General features: G+C 39.1%; 21 protein-coding genes. 3 read left to right on the top strand and 18 right to left on the bottom strand.

What is annotated here, in order from left to right; all coding sequences use genetic code 11:
• Positions 1 to 267 precede the first annotated feature (267 nt).
• From E0D70_RS01170 to E0D70_RS01125, 10 genes are all read right to left on the bottom strand, one after another.
• The gene (locus E0D70_RS01170) at positions 268 to 1,239 is read right to left on the bottom strand and encodes a transposase (protein WP_133010426.1); all 972 of its coding nucleotides are present in this window, start codon (positions 1,237 to 1,239) and stop codon (positions 268 to 270) included.
• Between the two features lie 160 nt (positions 1,240 to 1,399).
• Entirely contained in the window at positions 1,400 to 1,846 is a 447-nt protein-coding gene (trxC, locus tag E0D70_RS01165) for a thioredoxin TrxC (RefSeq protein ID WP_207923175.1), read from the bottom strand.
• A 121-nt stretch (positions 1,847 to 1,967) separates the two neighbouring features.
• Positions 1,968 to 2,810 carry an LEA/WHy family protein gene (locus tag E0D70_RS01160; protein ID WP_133010425.1) on the bottom strand — a complete coding sequence of 281 codons (843 nt, stop codon included), beginning with the start codon at positions 2,808 to 2,810 and terminating at the stop codon, positions 1,968 to 1,970.
• A gap of 1,352 nt (positions 2,811 to 4,162) precedes the next feature.
• Entirely contained in the window at positions 4,163 to 4,459 is a 297-nt protein-coding gene (locus tag E0D70_RS01155) for a DUF6172 family protein (RefSeq protein WP_133010424.1), read from the bottom strand.
• A 237-nt stretch (positions 4,460 to 4,696) separates the two neighbouring features.
• Complete coding sequence (locus tag E0D70_RS01150; RefSeq protein ID WP_133010423.1) at positions 4,697 to 6,361, bottom strand: amino acid ABC transporter ATP-binding/permease protein; 1,665 nt, start codon at positions 6,359 to 6,361, stop codon at positions 4,697 to 4,699.
• Positions 6,333 to 8,093: a thiol reductant ABC exporter subunit CydD gene (cydD, locus tag E0D70_RS01145; protein WP_133010422.1), complete on the bottom strand. Its 1,761-nt coding sequence runs from the start codon at positions 8,091 to 8,093 to the stop codon at positions 6,333 to 6,335. Before cydD ends, E0D70_RS01150 begins: the two co-directional genes overlap by 29 nt.
• 5 nt (positions 8,094 to 8,098) lie before the next feature.
• On the bottom strand, positions 8,099 to 8,209 hold the full coding sequence (cydX, locus tag E0D70_RS01140; protein WP_133010421.1) for a cytochrome bd-I oxidase subunit CydX: 111 nt from the start codon (positions 8,207 to 8,209) through the stop codon (positions 8,099 to 8,101).
• Positions 8,210 to 8,264: 55 nt separating this feature from the next.
• The gene (gene cydB / locus E0D70_RS01135) at positions 8,265 to 9,401 is read right to left on the bottom strand and encodes a cytochrome d ubiquinol oxidase subunit II (protein ID WP_133010420.1); all 1,137 of its coding nucleotides are present in this window, start codon (positions 9,399 to 9,401) and stop codon (positions 8,265 to 8,267) included.
• 1 nt (position 9,402) lies between these two features.
• The gene (locus E0D70_RS01130; protein ID WP_133010625.1) at positions 9,403 to 10,980 is read right to left on the bottom strand and encodes a cytochrome ubiquinol oxidase subunit I; all 1,578 of its coding nucleotides are present in this window, start codon (positions 10,978 to 10,980) and stop codon (positions 9,403 to 9,405) included.
• A 307-nt stretch (positions 10,981 to 11,287) separates the two neighbouring features.
• Positions 11,288 to 11,872 (bottom strand): TetR/AcrR family transcriptional regulator, encoded by a 585-nt coding sequence (locus E0D70_RS01125; protein ID WP_133010419.1) that lies wholly within the window; start codon positions 11,870 to 11,872, stop codon positions 11,288 to 11,290.
• Positions 11,873 to 12,016: 144 nt separating this feature from the next.
• On the opposite strand from E0D70_RS01125, the gene E0D70_RS01120 reads away from it, so the two are divergent.
• Both E0D70_RS01120 and E0D70_RS01115 read left to right on the top strand, forming a co-directional pair.
• Entirely contained in the window at positions 12,017 to 12,571 is a 555-nt protein-coding gene (locus E0D70_RS01120) for a carboxymuconolactone decarboxylase family protein (RefSeq protein WP_133010418.1), read from the top strand.
• Between the two features lie 270 nt (positions 12,572 to 12,841).
• Complete coding sequence (locus tag E0D70_RS01115; protein ID WP_133010417.1) at positions 12,842 to 13,432, top strand: LuxR C-terminal-related transcriptional regulator; 591 nt, start codon at positions 12,842 to 12,844, stop codon at positions 13,430 to 13,432.
• On the opposite strand, the gene E0D70_RS01110 is transcribed toward E0D70_RS01115, so the two are convergent.
• The 7 genes from E0D70_RS01110 to E0D70_RS01080 form a co-directional block, all read right to left on the bottom strand.
• A complete protein-coding gene (locus tag E0D70_RS01110) occupies positions 13,422 to 14,273 on the bottom strand; it encodes a hypothetical protein (protein ID WP_133010416.1) in 852 nt (283 codons plus the stop codon). The two genes, E0D70_RS01115 and E0D70_RS01110, sit on opposite strands and share 11 nt — an antisense overlap.
• The gene (locus E0D70_RS01105) at positions 14,263 to 16,686 is read right to left on the bottom strand and encodes a fimbria/pilus outer membrane usher protein (RefSeq protein ID WP_133010415.1); all 2,424 of its coding nucleotides are present in this window, start codon (positions 16,684 to 16,686) and stop codon (positions 14,263 to 14,265) included. The genes E0D70_RS01110 and E0D70_RS01105 overlap by 11 nt, the downstream gene beginning before the upstream one ends.
• Before the next feature lie 2 nt (positions 16,687 to 16,688).
• Entirely contained in the window at positions 16,689 to 17,420 is a 732-nt protein-coding gene (locus E0D70_RS01100) for a fimbrial biogenesis chaperone (protein ID WP_133010414.1), read from the bottom strand.
• Complete coding sequence (locus E0D70_RS01095; RefSeq protein ID WP_133010413.1) at positions 17,420 to 18,118, bottom strand: fimbria/pilus periplasmic chaperone; 699 nt, start codon at positions 18,116 to 18,118, stop codon at positions 17,420 to 17,422. Before E0D70_RS01095 ends, E0D70_RS01100 begins: the two co-directional genes overlap by 1 nt.
• A 55-nt stretch (positions 18,119 to 18,173) precedes the next feature.
• Entirely contained in the window at positions 18,174 to 18,653 is a 480-nt protein-coding gene (locus tag E0D70_RS01090; RefSeq protein ID WP_133010412.1) for a hypothetical protein, read from the bottom strand.
• Between the two features lie 45 nt (positions 18,654 to 18,698).
• A complete protein-coding gene (locus E0D70_RS01085; RefSeq protein ID WP_133010411.1) occupies positions 18,699 to 19,169 on the bottom strand; it encodes a hypothetical protein in 471 nt (156 codons plus the stop codon).
• Positions 19,170 to 19,923: 754 nt separating this feature from the next.
• Positions 19,924 to 21,291 carry an aminotransferase family protein gene (locus E0D70_RS01080; protein ID WP_133010410.1) on the bottom strand — a complete coding sequence of 456 codons (1,368 nt, stop codon included), beginning with the start codon at positions 21,289 to 21,291 and terminating at the stop codon, positions 19,924 to 19,926.
• Between the two features lie 211 nt (positions 21,292 to 21,502).
• On the opposite strand from E0D70_RS01080, the gene E0D70_RS01075 reads away from it, so the two are divergent.
• Entirely contained in the window at positions 21,503 to 22,234 is a 732-nt protein-coding gene (locus tag E0D70_RS01075) for a sulfite exporter TauE/SafE family protein (protein ID WP_133010409.1), read from the top strand.
• A 146-nt stretch (positions 22,235 to 22,380) separates the two neighbouring features.
• Here the strand turns inward: E0D70_RS01075 and tauA are convergent, their stop codons facing one another.
• Positions 22,381 to 23,379 (bottom strand): taurine ABC transporter substrate-binding protein, encoded by a 999-nt coding sequence (gene tauA, locus E0D70_RS01070; RefSeq protein ID WP_133010408.1) that lies wholly within the window; start codon positions 23,377 to 23,379, stop codon positions 22,381 to 22,383.
• Positions 23,380 to 23,404: the final 25 nt, after the last annotated feature.

Here is a 23,404-nt window from a genome sequence, read left to right as displayed (position 1 = left end):
CCTATGTCGTGTTTTTTAAGAAAACAGCGAACAAAAATAACTAGGACAGACACTCTTAAAAACAATCAGGACAGGCATGATTAAAAATCGCGAAACAACAGATATCGTGCTTCTTCAAAGGTGTAAAATCCAGGTTAACGATGACCTATCAGATTTAAACAAGAAAAAACGAGCTTATTAAGAAATTTGAGGAAGAAGAAGTAAATCTAAGGCGAATGAAATCAACAACTTAAAATTAGCTGCATGATTTTCTTGTGATCCGCTCTATTATGCAAAAAGCAGAGTACTTTGTCGTTTGAACTGTCTTTTTCTATTTTTTGATTTGCAGTAATGAGCGACAGAATGGGCGCGACCCACAATATTTTCTGTCTTTTTACCGAATTGCGTCGCAATGCAAAACCAATTATCTGCTGAAATACTCAACCGTTGTAAAATGGGTAAAAGCGAAATATCTATCGCCCCTCTTTTCTTACTGCTTATCACTCTACCCGTCATATCAACTAATTCTAAATAGTCTTTTAGTTGAAAAGGAAGTCCATTCGGCATGTTTTTTCTAGGGTTACCGACAAAGGGAGATAGAAATTTTGGCTGGCTATTTTTATTAAGAAAAGCGATACGCTGTTTGATACTCGTAAAATCTGACGATTCCGGTGTATCACTCACTTTGGCACGGATTGGATTTAAATCCACATACGTCATACAAGCAATTAAAGCCGCTTCATCCAACAATGCTTGAGACTTAAAACGCCCTTCCCAAAAATGCCCAGTACATTTGTCTTCAGCATTCGCATGTCGAGCAATCGGCTCATTTAACTCTTTCATAAACCAACTAATGTCCATCAGCCTATGTCTATACGACTCAACAGACGCCTCCACCAGTTTCAATGCAAAAGGCGACAGGGCTTCTCCTTTAACATATTGTTGCGTATACAATGTTCCTTTATGCAACCTATGCCATTTATCTAGAACATCTCGCGTTGACCACTGCTGCGCACTCTCTAAATTAACATGCAACACAACATGAAGATGATTACTCATAATCGCATAGGCACAAATATCAATACTAAACACACTGGCTAAGAACAACAAACGCTTCTCGATCCAGCCACGTCGATGCTCATAACTGCTCCCGGTGATAGGATCTTCACCACACAGAAAAGCACGACGTACGCAGCGGGAAACACAGTGATAATAAGGTGTGCTTTCTAAGCTCACTTGCTGACTTCTTGGTATAGGCATAAATCACGCTCTTGACTAAGAATTATACTGTAATTATATACAGTATAATTCATTTTCGCCAATAACACGCCAAAGCCCCAATATGACTGCCTCTTAGAGGTGCCTGTCCTGCTAATTCCTTAAAGGTGCGTGTCCTGCTAATTCGCCCCCTAATCCAGCTTTAAACAGAAGGTAAGTTTTGCATTATCCATTGCTTGCATTGTGCTTTAGGCAAAGCCCCTGACATGCGCGCAATTTCTTTGCCATGATGAAATATCATTAGCGTAGGAATCGAACGAATATTGTAGCCACCAGCGATACTTTGATTATTTTCAGTATCCAATTTAACAAAGCACGCCTGAGTAGACATCTCTTCTGCCAGCGATTCAAAGATAGGAGCAAATTGCTTACACGGCCCACACCAGGACGCCCAAAAATCTACAATCACGGGCAAGTCATTGTAGGTAACAAAACGGCTGAAATTATGACCGTTCCCCTCAATAGGGCTTGTGGAAAGAACAGGTTGTCCGCACTTCCCACAAATAGGCTTATCTTTAAGCTTCGATTGTGGAACGCGGTTTTTTGTATTGCAGCTTGGGCAAATTATTTGAATAGGTGATTCAGTCATCTTACATCTCACAAAAAAGTGTTTTGAAGTTCATCATGCACTAAAATAATACCAAACGTCTAATCTGGAACAAAGGCGTTCAGTATCATGTTTTACAACGAATTGTGATTAAAAAGGATCATTAGCGCTTTAACATTTGCTGAGTTTCAAACTTAAGCGGACTAGGCTTCCAGCCTGCAATATCCGTATCAACATTTGCCGCCACACTAATGTCGACACTAACAGGATCAGAGCCGGTCAACAGACGATAAGAGCTCATACCCAGATCACTAAAACCAACGGTCAGTGGGATAGATAACGACTGTGTCTTTCCTTTACCTAAGTCAAGTTTGCCAATTTCTCCACCACCAAGAGAGGTGCCTTTTGATGCTAATTGGTAGCTAATGTCGCTTAAGTTCACATCAAAATCATTCGGATTGGTTACCTCTAAATCAACACTGAATTTAGCGCCACTCAATCCAATAGAATCCATATTAACCCCTTTAAAGGCTACTTCTGGCTTTTGAGGTATCGGTAATTGCCCAGCAAATTCAACCGGCATTTTTAAGTCGCCCAATACAGGTAAATTAATAGCAACATCACCTTCAACCGCATAATCTAGCTGTTTCTGACCTTTCAACCCACTGACACTTTTTAGCAATTGATCAAATGTTAAGGTCACAGGCAAGCGCACACTGTTGCTGCCTTTTGCAGGCAGAGACAAACTCGAGTCTGGTTGATTTACTTTTGCAATATTATTGCCATTCACCAACAACCCAAGATCAAAGCCCGCCGTTTTTAATGGAAATACATTAGGATTTTTTACATCAACATCCAACAACAAGGTCACTGAATCTGTCGATAAACTACCAATCGACACTCCCGTCACTGAGGCGGTAGGCTTATGAACATCAAGCGTTTTCTGCAAAGATGAACAGCCCGATAAAAACAACACAGTAATCACACAAACCAATCGAAAAAACATAAACTACCTCTCATTGAATAGCCGACTATGGCGCAAGTATTTTTCAAGCTTCAGGGACACACCCTTTGATATAACAAACGTTTTAGCACGCCTGTCCTGTTAATACTTAACAATAATAGTGCGTCTGAAAAGTTTTCGCGCCTTAAATAGCAAAACGAAACAAACGAACAACATTGGAAATTGGCTACTTGATAACGTGCCTGTCCTGCTTAATGTTTGGCTTAATGCTAAACATGCCTTTCCTAGTAAAGCCTGTGATAAAAATATAATAAACATATTGTTACACTTTGAAATTTGCGTAACCGAGAAAGCGAGTCTAGAGTTAAATCTAGACAGAGAGCAAAGGATTTGCTTAAGCCTCCAGGACGGAGGCTCTGTCTATCTTTCATGAAGAACCTAGCGCTGCAAGGATGCAGTAAGAATAATCTTAACTCATCCTATTCAAGATACTTCATCTTTCCCTATTCATATCGGTCATATTTTCGTTTTTATTGATAAAAAACAGATAGTCACATAATGATTATCGGCTCTTCTGTATAGGTATTCGCTCACCTATTAGAACAAACTTATTTAATTACCTAGAACGCCTTAACGTGCCTGTCCTGCTTAATGCTAAACATGCCTGCCCTAGTAAAGCCTGCGCTGAAAATATAATAAACATATTGTTACACTTTGAAATTTGCGTAACCGAGAAAGCGAGTCTAGAGTTAAATCTAGACAGAGAGCAAAGGATTTGCTTAAGCCTCCAGGACGGAGGCTCTGTCTATCTTTCATAAAGAACCCAGCACGGCAAGGATGCTGGTATGAAGAATCTTAACTCATCCTTCGCTCATTCCAGATACTTCATATTTTCTATTAAAAACGACCATTTTTTTATCTATATTGGCCCAAAAAAGCCGATAATCACATCATGATTATCGGCTCTTCTGTATAAATATTCGTTCATCCATTAGAACAAACTCACTTAATTACCCAGAACGTTTTAGCATGCCTGCCCTAGTAAAGCCTGCGCTGAAAATATAATAAACATATTGTTACACTTTGAAATTTGCGTGAATGAAAAAGCGGGTCTAGAGTTAAATCTAGACAGAGAGCAAAGGATTTGCTTAAGCCTCCAGGACGGAGGCTCTGTCTATCTTTCATGAAGAACCTATCGCTGCAAGGATGCAGTAAGAAGAATCTTAACTCATCCTACGCCCATTCCAGATACTTCATATTTTCTATTAAAAACGACCATCTTTTCATCTATATTGGCCCAAAAAAGCCGATAATCACATAATGATTATCGGCTCTTCTGTATAAATATTCATTCATCCATTAGAACAAACTCAATTTATTTATCTGAAATAGAATTATTCTTCGTCTGGACGTTTCGTACGAGTCTTTGGCACTGCAACAATTTCAAGGTAAAAAGATTTCCAATGCTGGCTCTGTGCAGAGCTAATATTCGCATTAATATCACCTTCGTGAATCGCTCTTGCTTTGTCTTCGGTTTGGCCAAACTTGCAACTAAATCCCCAAAAATCAACACCTTCTGGTAAGGCTTTAGCGCGCTCTTGCTTGATGTATTTTTTTACATCGTGCTTAGCCGTCTCAATTAAACGCTGGTAAGAGATCTTCGGGTGGGATAAAGCAAACGTCTTTTTCATTAGAATCCTAAAAATGTTAACTAAGGCAGCATAACAACCGCCCTTATAGTCACACATAATAACGGGTTAACCAGTCACCAGCAATCTCCAGCCCTCTATGAAAACTCTTTTTGACCATACTAACGAAATAACTACCAGTAAATGCAAGGTTTTAAACATGCCTGTCCTAGTTAAATACAAGCTGACAGTAAGTGCGTATGTTTAAACATGCCTGTCCTAATAAAAAGAACAGGATGGTTACAGTTGGATGACTCTGGCGTTGTCACTGAGGGGGCTGGAGATATGACTCACGAGTACGAGTATGTCTGGTTTGTATTCATGTTGAAGCGAGTGGCAAATTTGTTTAATGCTGTCGCTGTCTAGTCCATCGAAGGGTTCGTCTAGCAATAGTACTTCGGTGTTTCTTAGCAATAATCTCGCGAGCACTAAACGTTTTCGTTGTCCTCCGGATAAATCACGACCTTGAGCGCCAAGTAAGGTGTTTAACCCGTTAGGTAAAGTTCGGGCCCAGTCACCTAGCGCGACGGCATCCAGCACTTTCCACAAGACGTCATCCTTTGACTCTTCCGCGCCGAGGCGTAAATTAGCCGCTAATGTTTGCTGAAAAACATAAGACGCTTGTGGTAAATAGCTGATTTTTTCCTGAAAGGCACTGTTATCGTACAGATCAATTAATTGTCCATTAATAAGCGCTTGCCCTTCATTTAGACAGTCTCCAGCAAGTGATGCCAATAAGGTCGATTTACCACAACCGCTATTGCCCCGTAGCCAAACGCACTCGTTTGATGTCAGCGTCATAGAGATAGGCTTATTGCCTAACCCTGAAGAAGCGTGATACCCACGAAACTGTTTCAATTCTATACTTTCGATTGCCGCTAAAGCGTGTTGTTCAGTGGCGGATACAGACTTCTCGGTAGACCGTAATTGATTTAAGCGGCGTATGCCTACTTGTGATTGCCCTTGTGCGACAAAGGATTGGGCCAAAGGTAAAACCAGCTCATTAACCGCCAGAACACAAAGAATCAAGGCAACAAACCAAGTTCCGTGAACACCTGTTTTTAAGGCTAATGTTCCCGTGTTGCTTTGATAGTCTGTGAGAAAATAAAAGTAGCTTAGGAGTAATCCTACGGTAATCGTATACGATGCCAAACGACCAAAGCTGATCGATTGCTGCATTTTAACTTCGGCTTTTTTCTGACGTTTGTCTAATTGGCCCAAACGCTCTGAATACGCTTGCCAATGGCCACGAATGGTTAAGGTTATTAGTGCTGAAAATAGGCTAACGAAACGACCTCGACGGTGGGTTCCTAAAATTTGTCCAATATGGACGCTATGACTCGCGTAACGACCACATATAAATGGCACAACGATCAAATGCAATGTCGCAGCAATTGCCATCGGCCAAAGCAGTTGTGGAGAAACAAGGTAGGCAACAATAAACACACTCGCGTACGCCAATAATGCATAGATCCACGGCAGCATAACCACCAAAGGCCAACGAATAATTTGATCTAAATCGCTGACTAAACGTTGTAATAAATCACCACGGCTTTGTTGATGTAGGTTAGCCGCATCTTTCGCGACGCGTTGATCCCATACCCACAATCGCAATGTTCTTAATAAGCCCAAAAGATGTTCATGGGCCATAACCTGTTCGCCGTACCGCCCTGCTGTACGTAGAATTGCCATCAAACGAACTAAGGCACCCGGTGTAAAATAGTTAAAGGCTTGAACAGTGCCGAGCACCCCAGCAAGACCCGCAGCAGATAAAAACCAACCTGAAATACCCAATAAGGCAACACCTGCAATACTCGCCATCACCCCTAAAAACAAAGGTACGGCAAAGCCCCACGGATTCGCTAATAAAAGACGTCTAAGCGATAGCTTCGATACTTTGCTCATGTAAACCTCCGTGAGTTAAATTCCAATGTCTGTCCGCCCATTTAATAGGGTGTGTGTCGTGACTAACAACTAATAGTGTTTTGCCTTTTGATGCTCTATCTAATGTGTTTAGCACCGCGCTGGCAGTGTCTTCATCAAGCCCAGAACAAGGCTCATCCAAGAGCCATACATCGGCCTTTGATAGTAAGGCGCGAGCAATCGACAAACGTTGCATTTGCCCACCAGAAAGCCCAGTACCTAACTCTGTTAATTTGGTTTCAATGCCCTCAGGCAAGGCATTCACAAAGTCATCACACTGACTTTTCACTAACGCTTCTTGTAATGCTTGTTCGGTTGGCGTTTCGATACCCAATAGTAAGTTTTGGCGGATACTGCCATTTATCCATTCTGGCGTTTGTGGCAACCAAGCTAATCGGGCACGCCATGCAGCTAAATCAAGCTCTGAAAATGCGTCATCGTAAACAAAACATTCCCCTTGGTAGCCTTCTTCGAAACCCAATAGCAAGTGTAATAAACTCGACTTCCCCACGCCCGATTCACCACTCAGCCAAATACGTTCACCTTCACTAATATGGTTGGTGATCGGCGCTAACCGAGAACGGCCGTCTTCTTGCCAACTTAATTTGAGAAAAGTAAGTAACGATGTGGAGTGCGTTTTGACAACAGACAAATGAGAAGTCTCTGTGTTTGATTTTGCTTGCGCTGTTGTATGCAAAGGCGTATCGAAAATTTCGATTAAATCCGTCGCGGCCGCTTCCGCTTTTTGTTTTGCATGATAATCATTGCCTAACTGACGAAGCGGTAAATAAAACTCTGGCGCCAATAATAAAAGGAAGAAAGCTTGCGTTAAAGTAACAGGAGAAAGCCCTTTATCCCAAGGCAACTGTTCTAATAACCCCAGCCCTAGATATAAAGCGATCATGGCGATAGAAAGTGACGCAAACAATTCCAATGTCGCAGTTGATAAAAAGGCTAAGCGCAACACACCCATGGTGGTTCTTTGGTAAGCACTGGCACTGTCCGACAAGCGTTGTTTGGCTTGTCCGGTACGACCAAGGCGCTTTAATTCAGCAAGGCCTTGGTTTAAATCCATAAACTGGTTCGATAACATCGCCAACACACGAAACTGGCGACGGTTAGCTTGGGCGGCTTTATGACCAACAAAGATCATAAATACAATCACCAAGGGTGCCGTAATCATGAATACGCCAAAAGCAATAAAAGATACAGGCAACACGGCTAACAAGATAACGCAGGGAATAAGCGACACCATAAACAGCTGTGGTTTATAGCGGCTAAAATAATCGTCTAGCGCGTCCACTTGCTCGTAAACACGCGTAGACAAAGCGGCATCTTCATCAATTCTTAAGCGCGAAGGCCCAAGGTGAGTCAAATGCGAGAGTATTTTTTTGCGTAATGAATAACGAATACTACGACTGGCACTGGCGCTTAATCGCTCGCGGCCAAAACTGGCCAGCGCGCGAATAAGCAGTGCGGATAGAGCAATAAGCAAAAGCGAAACAGAGAAAGCCCCTTCAATTACCATGTCTGAAAAAACATTAGCAAGAGACCAAGCCTGAACAACCAAAGACACTGTAAAAACAATACCGAGTAATTGAACAAGACGATAACGTTTAGATTGTCGACTTGCCCATTCATTAAGAAAAAGTAACTCGGGGGATTTTACTCGACCCTGACGAGGCTGTTTTGGCGCTTTCTCTTGTTTAGGCATAACGCTTACTTTTGCTCCTCTTCGCCTTCGTAACCGCTAAACTCTAACCATATTGCATTCACAATACCGAATGAGCAGGCCAGTAAAACACCCAAACTCCAAGCAAAATACCACATAGAAATATCTCCTTCGTGAGGCGCTAATAAAGCGCCTCATCCTTAATAAATTAGCTTAATAAAGAGAATGTGCGTTGTTCTCGATATGTTCTTTGCTGATACGGCCAAACATTACGTAGTAACACCACGCTGTGTAGCACAAGATAATCGGTACGAAGATACACGCTGCAATAAACATGATCTGCAATGTATGCTGGCTAGAAGTCGCATCCCACATAGTCAAACTCATGCTTGGAAAAGTAGACGATGGCATTAGGAATGGGAACATAGACCCACCGGCTGTCACAATAATACCTGCAATCGCTAATGAGGAACCTAGGAACGCTAAGCCACCTTTATTGATACGACTAGCAAAAGCCGCCACCAACAAGCCCAGTACACCAATGACAGGAGCAAGCATTAATAACGGCACCTTACTGTAATTAGCTAACCAAGCACCCGGCTGCATAACGACGGTTTTCATTAGCGGCGTCAACACTTGATTGCCATCAATGGCGCTGGTAATAACATACCCTTGAATGCCATAAGCCAACCAAACACCGGCAAGAACAAATAACACCGCACCTAGAATCGCACTGATGGTCGTCGCTTTACGAACACGAAGTAGCAAATCGCCTTCTGTCTTCATCTGCAACCAAGAACCACCTTGAGTAACAATCATCATCAAGCTAACTAACCCACAAAGAATGGCGTATGGGTTTAGCAAAGCAAAGAAAGACCCAGTGTAATCTACACGTAAATACTCATCGAACTGAAACGGAACACCTTGGAGTATGTTGCCAAATGCCACACCAAAAATAATAGGTGGAACAATAGAACCAAAACCAATGCATAAATCCCAGTTTCTTTTCCAGCGAGGTGAATCTATTTTAGAACGATAATCGAAACCAATTGGACGAAACCACATGGCTGCTAATGTCAGAATCATGGCTAAATAAAAGCCAGAAAAAGACGTCGCATAGACGATAGGCCAAGCCGCGAATAAAGCACCGCCTGCGGTGATAAACCATACTTGGTTACCATCCCAATGAGGCGCCATGGAGTTGATCATGACACGGCGTTCACTATCATCACGAGTGATAATATTGACCAAACTACCGACACCCATATCAAAACCATCAGTGATAGCAAAGCCTATCAGTAGAACACCGATTAAAGCCCACCAAACTAATTTTAATACATCATAATCCATTTTAAATCTCCTGAGATTTTATCTGATCCGTTTCGTTTTCAAGCGCATAACGACCGGTGTGCAAACTAGAAGGACCTTGTTTGGAGAAGCGAATCATCAGGTACATTTCTGCGATTAAGAAAGCGGTATACAGAAGTATAATACCAATAATAGTGATCCAAAGATCTGTTGCGGTTAGCCCAGATACAGCCAAGTTAACAGGCAATATTTCACCAATCGCCCAGGGTTGACGACCGTATTCAGCCACAATCCAACCTGCTTCACAGGCAATCCAAGGTACTGGCAAACTAAACAGGATAACCTTTAGGAACCAGCGATTTTGACCAATGCGACGGCGCGCGTTTTGGTAAAAAGCAACGGCAAAGATAAGTAACATTAAGCAGCCCATACCGACCATTACACGGAATGACCAAAAGATCGGAGCCACATTAGGAATACTGTAATTCACCGCTTGATCAAGTTGTTTCGCCGTAACGTGGTCCATGTCATTAGTGAAGGCTTTAACTAATAAGCCGTAGCCCAAATCACCCTTCACTTTTTCAAAGTTGGCTTTCACTTGAGGATCAGTTGAACCATCACGTAATTTTTTGAGTAGCTGGTTTGCGTAGATACCGTTAATAATACGTTGACGATTTTGCGCTTTAAGATCCTTGATGCCTTCTACTTTTTCATCTAAGGAGCGGGTTGCAATCAAGCCAAGAGCACCTGGGATTTTAATCGCGTATTCCGTTTTTTCTATTTTCTGATTCGGGAAACCGATCAAAGTAAAATCAGCGGGCGCTTTTTGTGTGTCCCATTCTGCCTCGATGGCAGCCAATTTAACTTTTTGAACATCCCCTATTTCATAACCAGAAGCGTCACCTAGCACAATAACACTCATTGTCGCGGCTAATCCGAAAGCAGAAGCAATCGCAAAAGAACGACGAGCAAATGGCAAATCACGACCTTTAAGTAGGTAGTAACTTGAGATAGCCAATACGAACATAGCGCCAGTACAGTAACCCGCTGACACAGTATGAACGAATTTCACCTGAGCCACTGGGTTAAATAACAAAGCACTAAAGTCCACCAACTCCATACGCATGGTTTCGTAGTTGAACTGAGAACCTACTGGGTTTTGCATCCATCCGTTGGCAATCAAAATCCATAACGCCGACATGTTAGACGCGAAAGCTACCAACCAAGTAACCGCCAAATGCTTGACTTTACTCAGACGCTCCCAACCGAAGAAGAACAAACCTACTAAGGTAGATTCTAAGAAGAAGGCCATTAAACCTTCGATCGCCAATGGCGCACCAAAGATATCGCCCACATAATGCGAGAAATACGCCCAGTTCGTACCAAACTGGAATTCCATGGTAAGACCTGTCGATACACCCAAGGCAAAGTTAATACCAAACAACTTACCCCAAAATTTCACCATGTCTTTATAAACTTGCTTGCCGGTAATAACGTAAACCGACTCCATAATTGCAAGTATAAAAGACAACCCGAGTGTTAAAGGAATAAACAAAAAGTGGTACAGAGCAGTTAGAGCAAACTGGAACCTCGATAAGTCCACTACCGTTTCATTGATCATAATGACTTCAACCCATTCACTTGATTCAGAAAAGACGTTCACAGGCACTTAAATGCTCTTGTTGTTTTACGTCCGCCGCCGCTCCAGCCCCTGGAGCTAACTATAAGCATGAATTATGAGTGAGGTTGCAGACTGAAACATTGCGTTAGATCAAGATAAAGAGAGAGAAAGCGACAGAGTTGCTCTGGTAACGATTTTATAGATTTAGATCAAACCACTAGGGTAAATTGTTAAATAGTTGTTTCATAAGTTCTAAAAAATCTGCTCACGTTGATATACGGTTGATATTCGAAGCAAAAACACATCGCTAGAATGGATAATGGGTAAAAATATCTTCAACCAACTGATCGAGTGGCGCCTCATCTCCATAGGTTTTTGCATAAATCCGTAAGCCCGAGATTTGTATTTGAAGATGACGAGCGAGCTGCCCTGCGACTTTATCTTTCGCCACTTCACCGTGCTCTTGAGCCTCTATAATCAGTTTTTCAAATTCTGTTTCTAATATTTTGAGCGAACGCTTTGCTTCTTCTAATAAGTCTCTATTGCTATCCGTTAATTCCGCCACCGTTTTTGCCAACATACACATGCCATTAGGGGCAGCCGTTTGCGTATCAATAACAATTTCTTTCACAAACCGTTTAAGCGCTTCAAGCGGCGATTGAGTTTCATTACGACATAAGTGCAAAGCTGTCACGCCCTGTTGTGTATATCGCATTAAAGCTTCTTTGAATAAACCTTCTTTACTGCCAAATGTTGCGTAAATACTACCCGGTCGCATATCAATCACATCTTGTAAGTTACGCATTGATGTCGCATGAAAGCCTTTTTCCCAATACAAATTCGTGGCTTTATCAACAACCTGATCACGGTCAAACTTGGCATTTTTTCTCATTTTTTGACTTCCAACATTAAGATATTTGAACGATTGTTCAATTTTAACTTGAACGAACGTTCAAAACCACTTATTATTCGTTTTATAGAAAAACGACACGACAAAGCAAGTTACTAATTCATACAACATTAAATAGGATACAAAATGAGCGAATTTACTATTCACACTCTAGACACTGCCCCTGAAGCCAGCAAATCCCTAGTTGAAGGCTCTATAAAAGCAAATGGATTCCTACCCAATTTACATGCGGTTATGGCAGAAGCACCTGGCCTGCTTGAAGGCTATCAAGTCCTTCATAAACTTTTTTCTGAATCATCGTTTAATGCAGAAGAACTGACTGTTGTTTGGCAAACAATTAATGTAGAACACGAATGTCATTATTGTGTTCCTGCACACACAGCCATTGCGAATATGATGAAAGTTGACCCTGCAATAACAGAAGCGCTGCGCAATCAAGAAGCAATGCCAACGGAAAAATTACAGGTATTGCATGAAACAACACTTTCTATGACCCGTGGTCGTGGAGTGTTAACTCAAGAAGAAATGACACGATTCTTTGACGCTGGCTACACTCACCGTCAAATGCTCGACATTGTGCTTGGATTAGCACAAAAAGTAATGAGCAACTATACAAACCACCTAGCAGAAACCCCCGTTGATAGTGCTTTTGAAAAATTTGACTGGAAAGCAAAGAAGTAAAAAGCTTTCAATAGACTAAAAAAGAATAAAAAAGACGCTCTCTATGCAAATAGGGAGCGTTTTTTTTATAAGTCACTATTAACATTGAAAATTTTATAGAAATAAACCGATTATTATTTTTTATTAACTCTTTAGTTATTTACAGAAAAATTAATCAATAAGATTAGATATTGAAAACTCGGTCATAAATTAGTAAATAGATGTATTGTAATGTATATAAAATGTACAATTGTGTCATAATAAAAATGATAATTATCAAGGTAGATATATATGACTGTTGTAGACTCAACCATCAAAGACTTCGATTTTTTAAGCCCTAAAAATTGTAGCCCACTTCTCTATGTCGTTACTCATTATAATTTATTAGTGGTTAATTATAAGACATTGAATGGCATAACAAATTATGAATTTATTAACCAATTCATGCAAGAACATCAACATCAAGGTTTAGTCATTTTTGACGTTCCAAAAGACAGCGATACATTAGAATTAAAGGGCTGGCCTAATTTGAAAGGCGTATTTTATGAAGGCGCAGATCAAGCACTTTTCCAAAAAGGCTTTGAAGCAATCGATAGAGGAGAACTATGGTTTCCTAGAGCAGTAACGGATTGTTGGATGCGTAAGATGCTCGAAAATGAACAGCAAACCATATTGAAGTCTAATAATTTAACGCATAAAGAACTTAAAGTATTAAACTTGCTCTTTTCTGGGCTTGAGTGCAGCGCAATGGCAGACAGCTTATTTATTAGCGAGGCAACGGTTCGCGTACATTTGCATAAAATATATCAAAAAATCGAAGTTAAAAATAAACAACAAGCAAGAATCTGGTGCAAAAATAACTTAAAAAATATCAATAGTTAAGAGGACTAACATGAAACCTTATCGTATCTGAATATTCTCCAGCAGCTTGTCTATTAAACTGCTCTAGTCGTAATTTTAGTTTTAATAAAAAAACGGTTCTTCCTGAATAAGAAAATTTCCTTTGGTATCCATTAGCCAAATCAACATTTTTCCCATCTATATTTAAAAGATAATCAATAAAGTATTGTTTCTTATAAATCTCATGTAATAACTTACCTTTATTTTCTGAACTGACGCTCAATTTAACATCAGAGTTCGTAACCACCTTCAAAGTAGGTAACATGTTGTATTCCTTACCTGAGACTAACACACCTAAATTCACACTATTAGAATCGGCATTATATCCAAGTATTGAAAGACTAGTACTAGGTTGAATGTTCTCTTGAATATCAAATTGTCTTTCATCTAATAGTTTATTACTCTCATCATATAGCTTAATTTTAAGTGTATCACTGTATTCACCCGCTTTAACGGGAGTGCCTGATGGTATTAATAAATCAACATTAGCAGACGATCCGACCAAATTTATACGTGTCATCGATGAGCTGATTTTTTGCTGAGTATCACTTTTAATATAATAAGGTACTGCCTGAAACTGCCCCTTCAATTGATTCAGATTTGTTGTAGAGATAAGAAGATGCAATTGACAGTTCTTAATATCTGACACAGAAATATTAAGACGTTTTTTGGCATCACTCTGCTGCTCTGCTTGATAACTTCCGAAATCATCATAAATATTTTTAATATTATTTATCTTCGCATTGCATCCTGCCTGAGCAGCTTGCGATAAAAAAACAAACACCAAGCTACTTAAAAGAATACCTATGTTTTTAGTGTACATAAATTTTTCCTTTTCTTTGTAATTGCTGGCCCTTTTCAACATCAATTTGGAATTTTGATTTTTCAGGGTTTTTCAATGTGAAATCATATAAACAGGGTTTCAGTCCTGTAAGAGCAAACCGACCTGATTTATTAGTAAAGAATACATTTTCTTTTTTGACACTGTCTGTAGAGCACACAGCAGTCCCAACTTGCATGGATATAGGTTTATTTTTCTTATCCAATAAGGTTGCAAGAATAGAAGTATTCGCATCTGATCCTACCGTAATGGCATAGCCACTATGGTAAGAAGGATAAAAAGAAAGAAGGCCTGAACCAATATCGTACCCTGGAGCTAAGTCAGCCACATCGACTGCGACATTTGACTTGTTATACGAAGGAATATCGCTTAACACAATCGTATCTAAAGCATCGTTACTTGCTCTATATTGGTCATTAAATTGACCTAGTGTAATTTTTTTACCTTCCAAACTTGGGTGACCTTTTACCAAAGCAAAACTATCATAAATTGGTTTACCTATTCCCCAATCCCCTCCTGCAAAAGCTAAGCTAGTTGAAAGACTTACTCGTGTTGCATGAGTTGCAGATTGAGAATTAAGTTGTTCATAGTAGCTTTCCTGATCGACGCTCGCTAAGAATCGATTGGCATTGTATTGGGCATTCAAATTAAGCTGAGCTTTATCTTGATCATTTTGCTCAACTCCCGCTCTTACACTATATGCCCCAACATAACGCAAATCTCCATTGTCCGTATATTCTAATCGAGTTCTGTCATGTTCAGTTTGATGTGATAATTTTAGTCGTTCTGTATCATTAAATTTGTATGTCACGGCTAAATTAACACTCCAATCAGGATTACCATCGTCTTGATTTACTTGTCCACCAAAATTATAAAGAACTTGCCCATTGTCCGTATCATGCGAAAAATTCACACCAATAGAGTTATTAAATCCATTTTGATCGTATATTTTAGATGCACTTGCAGACAACGTTGTTTGAAAATTAGGTGTACTTGAGAAAGAATAATTGGCTTGTAGCATATGTTCAGTTCGCTGAAAACTATCATCTGACCCTGGACGATACCCGAGCGATCTGAAAAATTGGGTTGAATATTCGTAACCAAGACTAAATGATTTATGCTTAGGACTGTTATCCGTGAAACTACTGTATACCACTCGATAAGCCTGCCCTGTTTTATCACTAAAACTAATAGCATTTTCGAAAGAAAGTTGGCCAATACTAGAGGCATAAATATTTTTAAAACCAAATTGTTGTAAATATTGATCTGCTTGTGAATTTACTCCAATAGTCCAGTCTGGTGCTAAACCATAATTAAGGTAACCGCTTATTAAAGGGTCATTATAATCGTATACTAATTTAGTGTTTAATTCGGCCGGAACACCAACATGAAGTTCATATTTCAACTCCCCTTTTGAGAATAAATCTAACCCTGTTGTGACTCCAAACTTAACATATTTGACGACACCTACATTATCAGTGATTCGTAATGTTATATTATTAGTACCTTCGTTCAATGGAATATCATTTAATGAATACACCCCTGAAGATAAGTTGAGTCTTTTGACAACTTGATTATCGACCATAACCTCAACCGTCGATGGTGTGCTCAATGTAAAACTTCTGGAAGCACTTGGACGAATAGTCCTATCTGATACTAATGAGAAGTCATGAGCAATTGAAACACCTAGTATCCTATTGCTTGATTGAAAATAACTACCATATGCATAATTATCGCCAATAGAAATTCGAGCACCTTTTAAAGGCAGATCATGAATCAACCTTGTTCCTAAACGTTTAACACTAGACCCATCATCTGTCGTATTTGACGAATATTCATTCTCATTTTCTAGCACCCACCCATTCATATTCATAACCATTTCTGAACGAAGCGCCAGATCTTTATCATCTGTGTCATCAAGGTTATCTTTTTGGTAAAAGTAACTAGAATAGAGATTTAAAAAACCACTAAATTCAGTTGGGTTTAAAGCTTTCAGGCCATCTTGGCTATCTTTTAAACTTAAGACTTGAGGGCGCATTAGGCTTATTGGTGCGGATATTTTTAAATTGAAATTACTCAAATCAAAATCGACGGCAAAACCTGAATTCTTTAGATCCTTTTCTGAAATCAGATCATTTTTAACTTTTTTCTCTAGCAAATCCAATGTCTTAGGGTAAAGAAGCTTTTCAAGCTTAGGTTCAATTTCACTCCACTTAAGCAATAAACTATCATCAGGCTTAACCACTAATGACATCTGCCCTATAGCCGCTTTATTTAATTCAGTATCAACACTCAACTCGATATTATGATTAGATGGATTTATTTTTGCAAAAACAAAACTTGGAAAAAAAATGATGGAAAAAAAAATGATGGCAGGAAATATAATATTTTTCATCTTCATTCCATCAATTTTAACGTCAACTCATTATTTTTGTTTTTCTTTAATGATTTTGAAAATGGAATTTTCACATCCATAGCACTGTATGGTGGAAAGAAAACATCATAGCCTTGAGATTTTAGTTCTTGCTTTTTAAAGTTTTTTAAAGTTTTACCATTTTCAAAAATGGTACTGTCATAATCACTTAATCTACTAGATCCAGGGCCGCTATTAAGAATAGTGGCATAAAGATCACCGTTTTTTGAATACGTTTTTTCTACCTTTACATCAGGCTTGAATTTATTTTGGTTAAGATGAACAATCAAATTAACATCAAGTAAAATCGTTAATTTAGATGTTTTATTTGTAGATGTATTTTCAATAGGCTGTTCAATTAAACTAACCTGGTAGGTCTTGTCTTCTGTTGGCATCGTTTTACCAATCCATCGAAACTGTATTCTCTGACTTGTTCCCGCTTTCAAATACAATGAAGGAGGAAACACCCATAGAGGAGAGTTGTCTAGAGGAACCAAGGTAGGTTTAGATTTACCAGTTTTATCAAATTTAACATCATAGACTTGAATATTAAAAGCAACATCACGAGGTAGTTGATTATAAATCACACTAAAAGGCGTTCTTGTCGTATCCTGAGGTGAAAATGTAACCACCATTGGGGTGACTTCTATAGCGTACGCAGATGGTGCCACAGAAATAATAAAAGCAAATAAAATCACCCCAATTAACTTAAACATTATATAGCCACTGCTAACTTGCTATCACTAGCATTAAATTCTGAAGGTATTTTTATATAAACCGTACGTGTTGAATTTGGAAGAAGAAGTTTTCCTGTCAATGCACGACTTAAGTTATTTCCTTCTAGTGAAAGTGTTTTGCCTTTACTCTTTATTGTCCATTTCGCTTTTGATAAGCGAATGTATTTATTACCTTTATTTTCTAGAGAAACACTCCAAATTCCTTTTTTAAATTGCTCTTTGTTTTTTATAATCAATTTTGCTTCTGCCTTATCTGGAACAACATTCAGCAAGGTTCTAAAGCTCATAGCCAAACCAATACCTGACCCTTGTGCTTTTCCTAAATCAACATGAACTTGATTGATTGCAATACGGTATGCTTTAGAAGATGACAATAGAGGATCTCCTATATAACGCACGATTATTGATTGACTCTTACCTGGAGCAATCACACTGGTTAAAGGGATGATTAAAAAATCATTGTCATTTTCTTTTAATTTTTCCTGCCCACTTTTATCTATCAATAAATCATATGCAGCAACATCTATGGTTAAAGGATTTTTTGAGGTATTTGATACTTGTATAGTTTCTTGTGATTTACTGCCCATTGGCTGTATATCAGATACCATAGGACGTACTTGAAATGCAAATACTGAATAAGAGCTAAAAACAAAAAGAAATAGAATAATTAATCGCATATAAATCCTTACTAATAAAAAAGGCAGTATGATACTGCCTTTTTTCGTTTAGATATTAGTTTGCTTCAACAGTCAACATTAAGTCATCGTTATAACTACCAGCATATATTGGATTTGTTAGAACAGTTAGAAGAATGTTTCCAGCAACGCCGCCGGCTGCCAATGCAGGTGAACCTGAATGGGTTTCTTTTGCTACTTGATTATTAACACCGCTTAGAGCTGTCAAGGTAAAGTTATATGGAGCTGCTGAAAGTTTAGCAGAATAACCAACACCTGTTGCATCTTGACCGTCTGTAGTTTCTAATTGACCTTCTGAAGAAGTAAGTGAAACAGTCGCGCCATCTGCATCATTACAACGCAAAGTGAAAGGAATGTTACTAGTTTTACCTTGTTGCAATACTGGAAAACTTACTGCATTTAGAGACGTGGTTGCTTCACAAACAGAAGGGTTACTACCAGAAACTTGAAAGGTTCCTGCAAGTGCTGCGCCTGAAGTCAATGCTGCGATTGCTGATAACATGATTAACTTTTTCATCTTAATATTCCTTGTTTAATATGTATGTATATAAAAATTAACGATCTACCACACTCCACCCGAAACGGCTGACGGTGTCATTTCTATACGTAAAATATCCTGATAATTTCCCGCATAGATTAAAGGCTTAACCAGTTTAAGTTGTAATTTTGCTACGCTTTTAAATAAAATGTCATTAACGTTAAATGCCTGTGTTCTTTTAAGATTTTGTGAAGATACAGTTTTACTGTAATTTTCATCTAAGATAGACAGTTTTACATTATAGTCATTTACTTTTGTACTATGCTGGCGGCGTAAACCACCGTTTATAGATTGCATAGATACTCGCATAGGAGAATTACAATCAATCACTAGCTCAGTGTTAGCGAAACCATCAGATGAAAGAATTAAGTTATTATTAACAGCTGTAAACCCGCACTTCTCAGGAATATACCCAGATAAAGTTAAATTAACATTATCACTGCAATATGCATTAAAAGCACAGAAAAACAATAAATAACCAATTCGTTTTTTCATTACTGTTAATTCCTTTTAGCCATCTCGCTAACACGTGATGAATCCTAGATAATAAAAATCTGTTTAGTACGTTTCTATTTGTTTAGAACATTCAGAAATAGGTATTTGTAATTTATAAAAAAACAATAAAAAAAAATTAATCACATAAATAAAACCAATAAAAACTAAACAAACGTACAGAATTCAAGAAAAAAACATATGAAAACAAATGGTTACAAAATCTATTTTAAGTTTACACAAATAAACAACAAGTAAACAATTTCACAAAAAATCAACAAAATGACGCTAAATAAAATTAAACAAAATTTCATAATTAAACTTAACTTATAACTTCTATACACTTGATTACACTAAGTTGACCGAACTACATAAAATCTTACTGTCTCTTTCATTCTCTTTATTTCACAAAAATTCAAGACCAATATCGTTTATGGACTCTTTGCAACAGTGCTAAAGCGACAAGTAATATGCTGCTTAGCACGCTTAAAAAATACCTTAGAGCACTTGAGCGATACCTTTGGGCGATAACAAAAACCGATCGCGGCTCACTTAGATAATTCTGAATAACTTATGGTGAAACGATGAAGGTTATGGTGAAACGATGAAGAAAACTGTAAATACTGAGCAAGCGAATTGCACCGGCTAAAGGCTATGGGTAAAGAAGGAAAAGTAAGGTGGAAAAGGTAAGAGACATTTTAAGCATAAAAAAAGGCACGATGTGGGGGGAACATCGCACCTCGTTTAACTGTGGTTCTTAAGCAGGTAGTTCAGTAAAAACAGCGTCTAATGTAGACAAAATAAAATCAGCTTCCGTTTGGTTTAGAGTCAGTACTGGGCACAAACAAAGCGTGTTGTTAAACTTTTCAAAAGAACGATTTGTTCTTCCGATGATAAGACCTTTTTGCATACACATACCGGCAACCTTCGCGGCCACTTGCTCAGGTACTGGTGTTTTTGCTTGTCGATCACTGACTAATTCAATCCCTAACAACAAGCCTTTACCGCGTACATCACCAATGATGTCAAACTTCTCTTTTAGACGATCTAAACCCTCAAGAAGGTATTTTCCCATTACAGCACTGTTCGTTACCAAATCTTCGTCTTCAATAATGCGCATATTTTCAATCGCGGCAGCAGGACCACCAGTACAACCGGCGTAGGTACTAATATCCCTAAAATAGACATCTTTATCGCTGCTTTCACCAAGAAATTCATTAAACACAGCTTCTGTGGTAACCGTACACGATATGGCTGCATAGCTTGAGGCGACGCCTTTCGCCAAGGTCACTATGTCAGGCTTTATGCCGTAATGCTGATAACCAAACCACTCACCTGTTCGACCCAGACCACAAACAACTTCATCAATATGCAAAAGTACATTGTATTTTTTACAGATTTCCATGATTTTTGGCCAATAACCTTCTGGTGGTGTAATCACGCCACCACCCGCAGTAATAGGCTCTAAAATCACAGCACCAACGGTATCAGCCCCTTCACGCAGAATCGCTTTTTCTAATTCAAGTGCAGCAAGTTCACCATAGTTATCTACGTCACCAAATTGGCTCCGATACTCACAGCAATGAGGAAACTCAACAAACCCAGGCACAAAAGGTCCATATTGATCACGTCGTTCTTCTTGGCCTGTTGCGCTTAACGTTGCAATGGTTGAACCATGATAATCACGCTCGCGATATAGAATTTTGTATTTTTTACCGCCATATTTTTTGTGAGATATTTGACGCACAATTTTAAACGCTTTTTCATTCGCTTCAGAACCTGAGCTAGCATAATAAACACGGCTCATACCGGGCATTTTACTGATCAATTTTTCAGCAAATATAGCCCCAGGAATGGTTCCTGCGGTACTGGCAAAGAAATTTATTTTACAGACCTGATCACGAATCGCATCCCCAATAGAGGTTCGTCCATAGCCTACATTCACACACCACACGCCACCAGCAGAAGCATCTAGATAAGAATTGCCTTTAATATCCCATACACGAGAGCCTTCACCTTTGACCATTATCATAGGGTCTTGTGATGTCAGTACACTATGTTGACTAAGGTGGTGCCACACATGCTTGCGATCTCGTTCTATGGTTTCATTATCAACGACAGACATAGGCTTCTCCGTAAATTTGGTTTATCAAAAAAATCAATAAATCCAGCTTAGACCATGCTTGACGTAGGCTTTAGAACCAACAAAGGTAATCAATAGTGCCAGTTTATATAAACTAGAGCCTGGCGCTATGTAGAGTGCTAACTGGCTCTAGTGAGAAAGCAGAAAGAGCTGCGATACTCTCTCACTATTTGATTTTTGAGAGCCTATTAATATGGAAAATTTAGCCTATTTGATTCCTATCGTGTTTTTCGCTGGCATTATCAGAGGTTATTCAGGCTTTGGTTTTGCAGTGATCGCTGTGGTTGGCTTGAATCTATTTTTAGACCCCGTCAAAAGCGTTCCTATCGTTTTAGCTTTGGATTTCATTTGTAGCATCACCCTAATAAGGGAGGCGGTAAAACACGCTCATTTTAGTACCTTCAAGGCCCTCGTCACAGGCTCTATAGTAGGTATTCCTATTGGATTACTATTACTCTATTTCCTTCCTGCTACTTGGCTAAAGCTTTTCATTTGCTCCTTTGTTTTAGTCTTGGTTCTATTATTAATAAAAAAAGCGAAAGCTTCACAAAATGATTCTTTCGCGAAAAAATTTATTACCGGTGTCGCATCCGGAGTCGGTACGTCAAGCGCTTCTATCGGTGGCCCTATGGTTCTGTACTACATTCTTTCTAGTCCATTAGATGTACGCAGCCAACGCGCGACTATGATCCTCTTCTTTATCGCAAGTGAATTCGCCGCATTGATTGGTTTAGCACTAAGCCAGCCTTCAAATGATGACATTTATCTTTATTTGGCTTCTCTGCTTATTCCAACGCTTATTGGCGTCAAAATTGGTCAGTTCTTTTTTAATAAAAAACCACCCGCTTCTTTCAAAGCTATTTCACTGCCACTGATGGTTATTGTTGCTGTCGTTGGGTTTGTTAAAACGCTCAGCGCTATGTGACGTTCAAATACTCGGCTATTTAGTGTCTTACCTAAATTTGAAATAATCACTTACAAGAAGGTTATAGGTATAGACGCAGACACAGAAAAGCCAATGCTATATTGTCTATAGCATTGGCTTTTTAGAAAACACTGGGTCACATGCGTTTATTTCAATGCAGCTTCCACGTATTCAGAATTAACAAATTCTGCATAGTTGTCTTTTAAACCACTGATTTTTTTCTGATCAAGCAGAAATTTTGATGTGGCTTTAAGTGAAGCAACAGCGCCACTTTTATCACCACAACCTAACCACGTACAAGAGGCTTGCTCTTTCAGTGTTGGGTATTCATACAACGCCATAACACCAGGCACTGTACTCAAATCGCCACCAGTTACTTTACTGATAGATTTAGCCATTGGGCTATTAACAGTAAAGCTGTCTTTGTTGTCATTATATTCTTTATCAACGGACGCTAGAATTTTAACAAAATCCACTAAGAATTTTTTATGTGTTCCTGCAAATTTCTTGTTCGCAACAAGCCCATCAAATGTTGGCTTGCCCCAAGAGCTCAAAGTCTTAGAGGTAATCAGCACATGGCCGCTTTTTTTGATTTGTCCAAGAACTGGATCCCAAATGAAGGCTGCATCAATGTCACCTCGACGCCAAGCAGCGGCAATCGCACTGGGTTGCATATTCAGTAATTTTACTTCGCTTGGCTTAATTCCAAACTGCTCTAAAGCAAACATTGTATGAAAGTGTGTGGTTGAAACAAAAGGCACTGCAATGGTTTTACCTTTTAGATCTGAAGGTTTTACGATGTTTGAACCATCGCGAACCACCATAGCTTCAGCATCACCAATATTCTCTAGTATCCAAAAAAGCTCAGCATGCACACCATTACTAACCGCGGCTGCAATAGGACTAGAACCCGCTGTAGTGATGTCCAAACTACCAGACGCTAGTGCTGTCATGGCTTTTGCACCCGAATCAAAGCGGCGCCATTTGATGGTTACACCAAGTTGTTTCTCAAGCATTTTTTGATCAATAACCTGCTTATAAGGATTAAAGATACCTTGATAACCAATGCTAATTTCTTCTGACATCGCGCTGAACGAAATCGCCATCGCGCCAACCAGTAACCCTATTTTTTTAATAAATTTCATAGTTATTCCTTAAGTGATATTTAAG

Origin of the sequence: Marinomonas flavescens (assembly GCF_004352835.1) — a bacterium.
In the GTDB taxonomy this organism is placed as follows: Bacteria; Pseudomonadota; Gammaproteobacteria; order Pseudomonadales; family Marinomonadaceae; genus Marinomonas; species Marinomonas flavescens.
Note: the sequence above shows the minus strand (reverse complement) of the source record. Positions and strands in the feature narration are given on the sequence as shown.

Bases quoted from the DNA above. Each gene is read 5' to 3' on its own strand.
- E0D70_RS01105 (WP_133010415.1), bottom strand. From the start codon at position 16,686: ATGAAAAATATTATATTTCCTGCCATCATTTTTTTTTCCATCATTTTT.
- cydB (WP_133010420.1), bottom strand. From the start codon at position 9,401: ATGGATTATGATGTATTAAAATTAGTTTGGTGGGCTTTAATCGGTGTT.
- E0D70_RS01100 (WP_133010414.1), bottom strand. From the start codon at position 17,420: ATGTTTAAGTTAATTGGGGTGATTTTATTTGCTTTTATTATTTCTGTG.
- trxC (WP_207923175.1), bottom strand. From the start codon at position 1,846: ATGACTGAATCACCTATTCAAATAATTTGCCCAAGCTGCAATACAAAA.
- E0D70_RS01155 (WP_133010424.1), bottom strand. From the start codon at position 4,459: ATGAAAAAGACGTTTGCTTTATCCCACCCGAAGATCTCTTACCAGCGT.
- E0D70_RS01090 (WP_133010412.1), bottom strand. From the start codon at position 18,653: ATGAAAAAGTTAATCATGTTATCAGCAATCGCAGCATTGACTTCAGGC.
- E0D70_RS01095 (WP_133010413.1), bottom strand. From the start codon at position 18,118: ATGCGATTAATTATTCTATTTCTTTTTGTTTTTAGCTCTTATTCAGTA.
- cydD (WP_133010422.1), bottom strand. From the start codon at position 8,093: ATGCCTAAACAAGAGAAAGCGCCAAAACAGCCTCGTCAGGGTCGAGTA.
- E0D70_RS01120 (WP_133010418.1), top strand. From the start codon at position 12,017: ATGAGCGAATTTACTATTCACACTCTAGACACTGCCCCTGAAGCCAGC.
- E0D70_RS01080 (WP_133010410.1), bottom strand. From the start codon at position 21,291: ATGTCTGTCGTTGATAATGAAACCATAGAACGAGATCGCAAGCATGTG.
- E0D70_RS01115 (WP_133010417.1), top strand. From the start codon at position 12,842: ATGACTGTTGTAGACTCAACCATCAAAGACTTCGATTTTTTAAGCCCT.
- E0D70_RS01085 (WP_133010411.1), bottom strand. From the start codon at position 19,169: ATGAAAAAACGAATTGGTTATTTATTGTTTTTCTGTGCTTTTAATGCA.
- tauA (WP_133010408.1), bottom strand. From the start codon at position 23,379: ATGAAATTTATTAAAAAAATAGGGTTACTGGTTGGCGCGATGGCGATT.
- cydX (WP_133010421.1), bottom strand. From the start codon at position 8,209: ATGTGGTATTTTGCTTGGAGTTTGGGTGTTTTACTGGCCTGCTCATTC.
- E0D70_RS01170 (WP_133010426.1), bottom strand. From the start codon at position 1,239: ATGCCTATACCAAGAAGTCAGCAAGTGAGCTTAGAAAGCACACCTTAT.
- E0D70_RS01125 (WP_133010419.1), bottom strand. From the start codon at position 11,872: ATGAGAAAAAATGCCAAGTTTGACCGTGATCAGGTTGTTGATAAAGCC.
- E0D70_RS01075 (WP_133010409.1), top strand. From the start codon at position 21,503: ATGGAAAATTTAGCCTATTTGATTCCTATCGTGTTTTTCGCTGGCATT.
- E0D70_RS01150 (WP_133010423.1), bottom strand. From the start codon at position 6,361: ATGAGCAAAGTATCGAAGCTATCGCTTAGACGTCTTTTATTAGCGAAT.
- E0D70_RS01110 (WP_133010416.1), bottom strand. From the start codon at position 14,273: ATGTACACTAAAAACATAGGTATTCTTTTAAGTAGCTTGGTGTTTGTT.
- E0D70_RS01160 (WP_133010425.1), bottom strand. From the start codon at position 2,810: ATGTTTTTTCGATTGGTTTGTGTGATTACTGTGTTGTTTTTATCGGGC.
- E0D70_RS01130 (WP_133010625.1), bottom strand. From the start codon at position 10,980: ATGATCAATGAAACGGTAGTGGACTTATCGAGGTTCCAGTTTGCTCTA.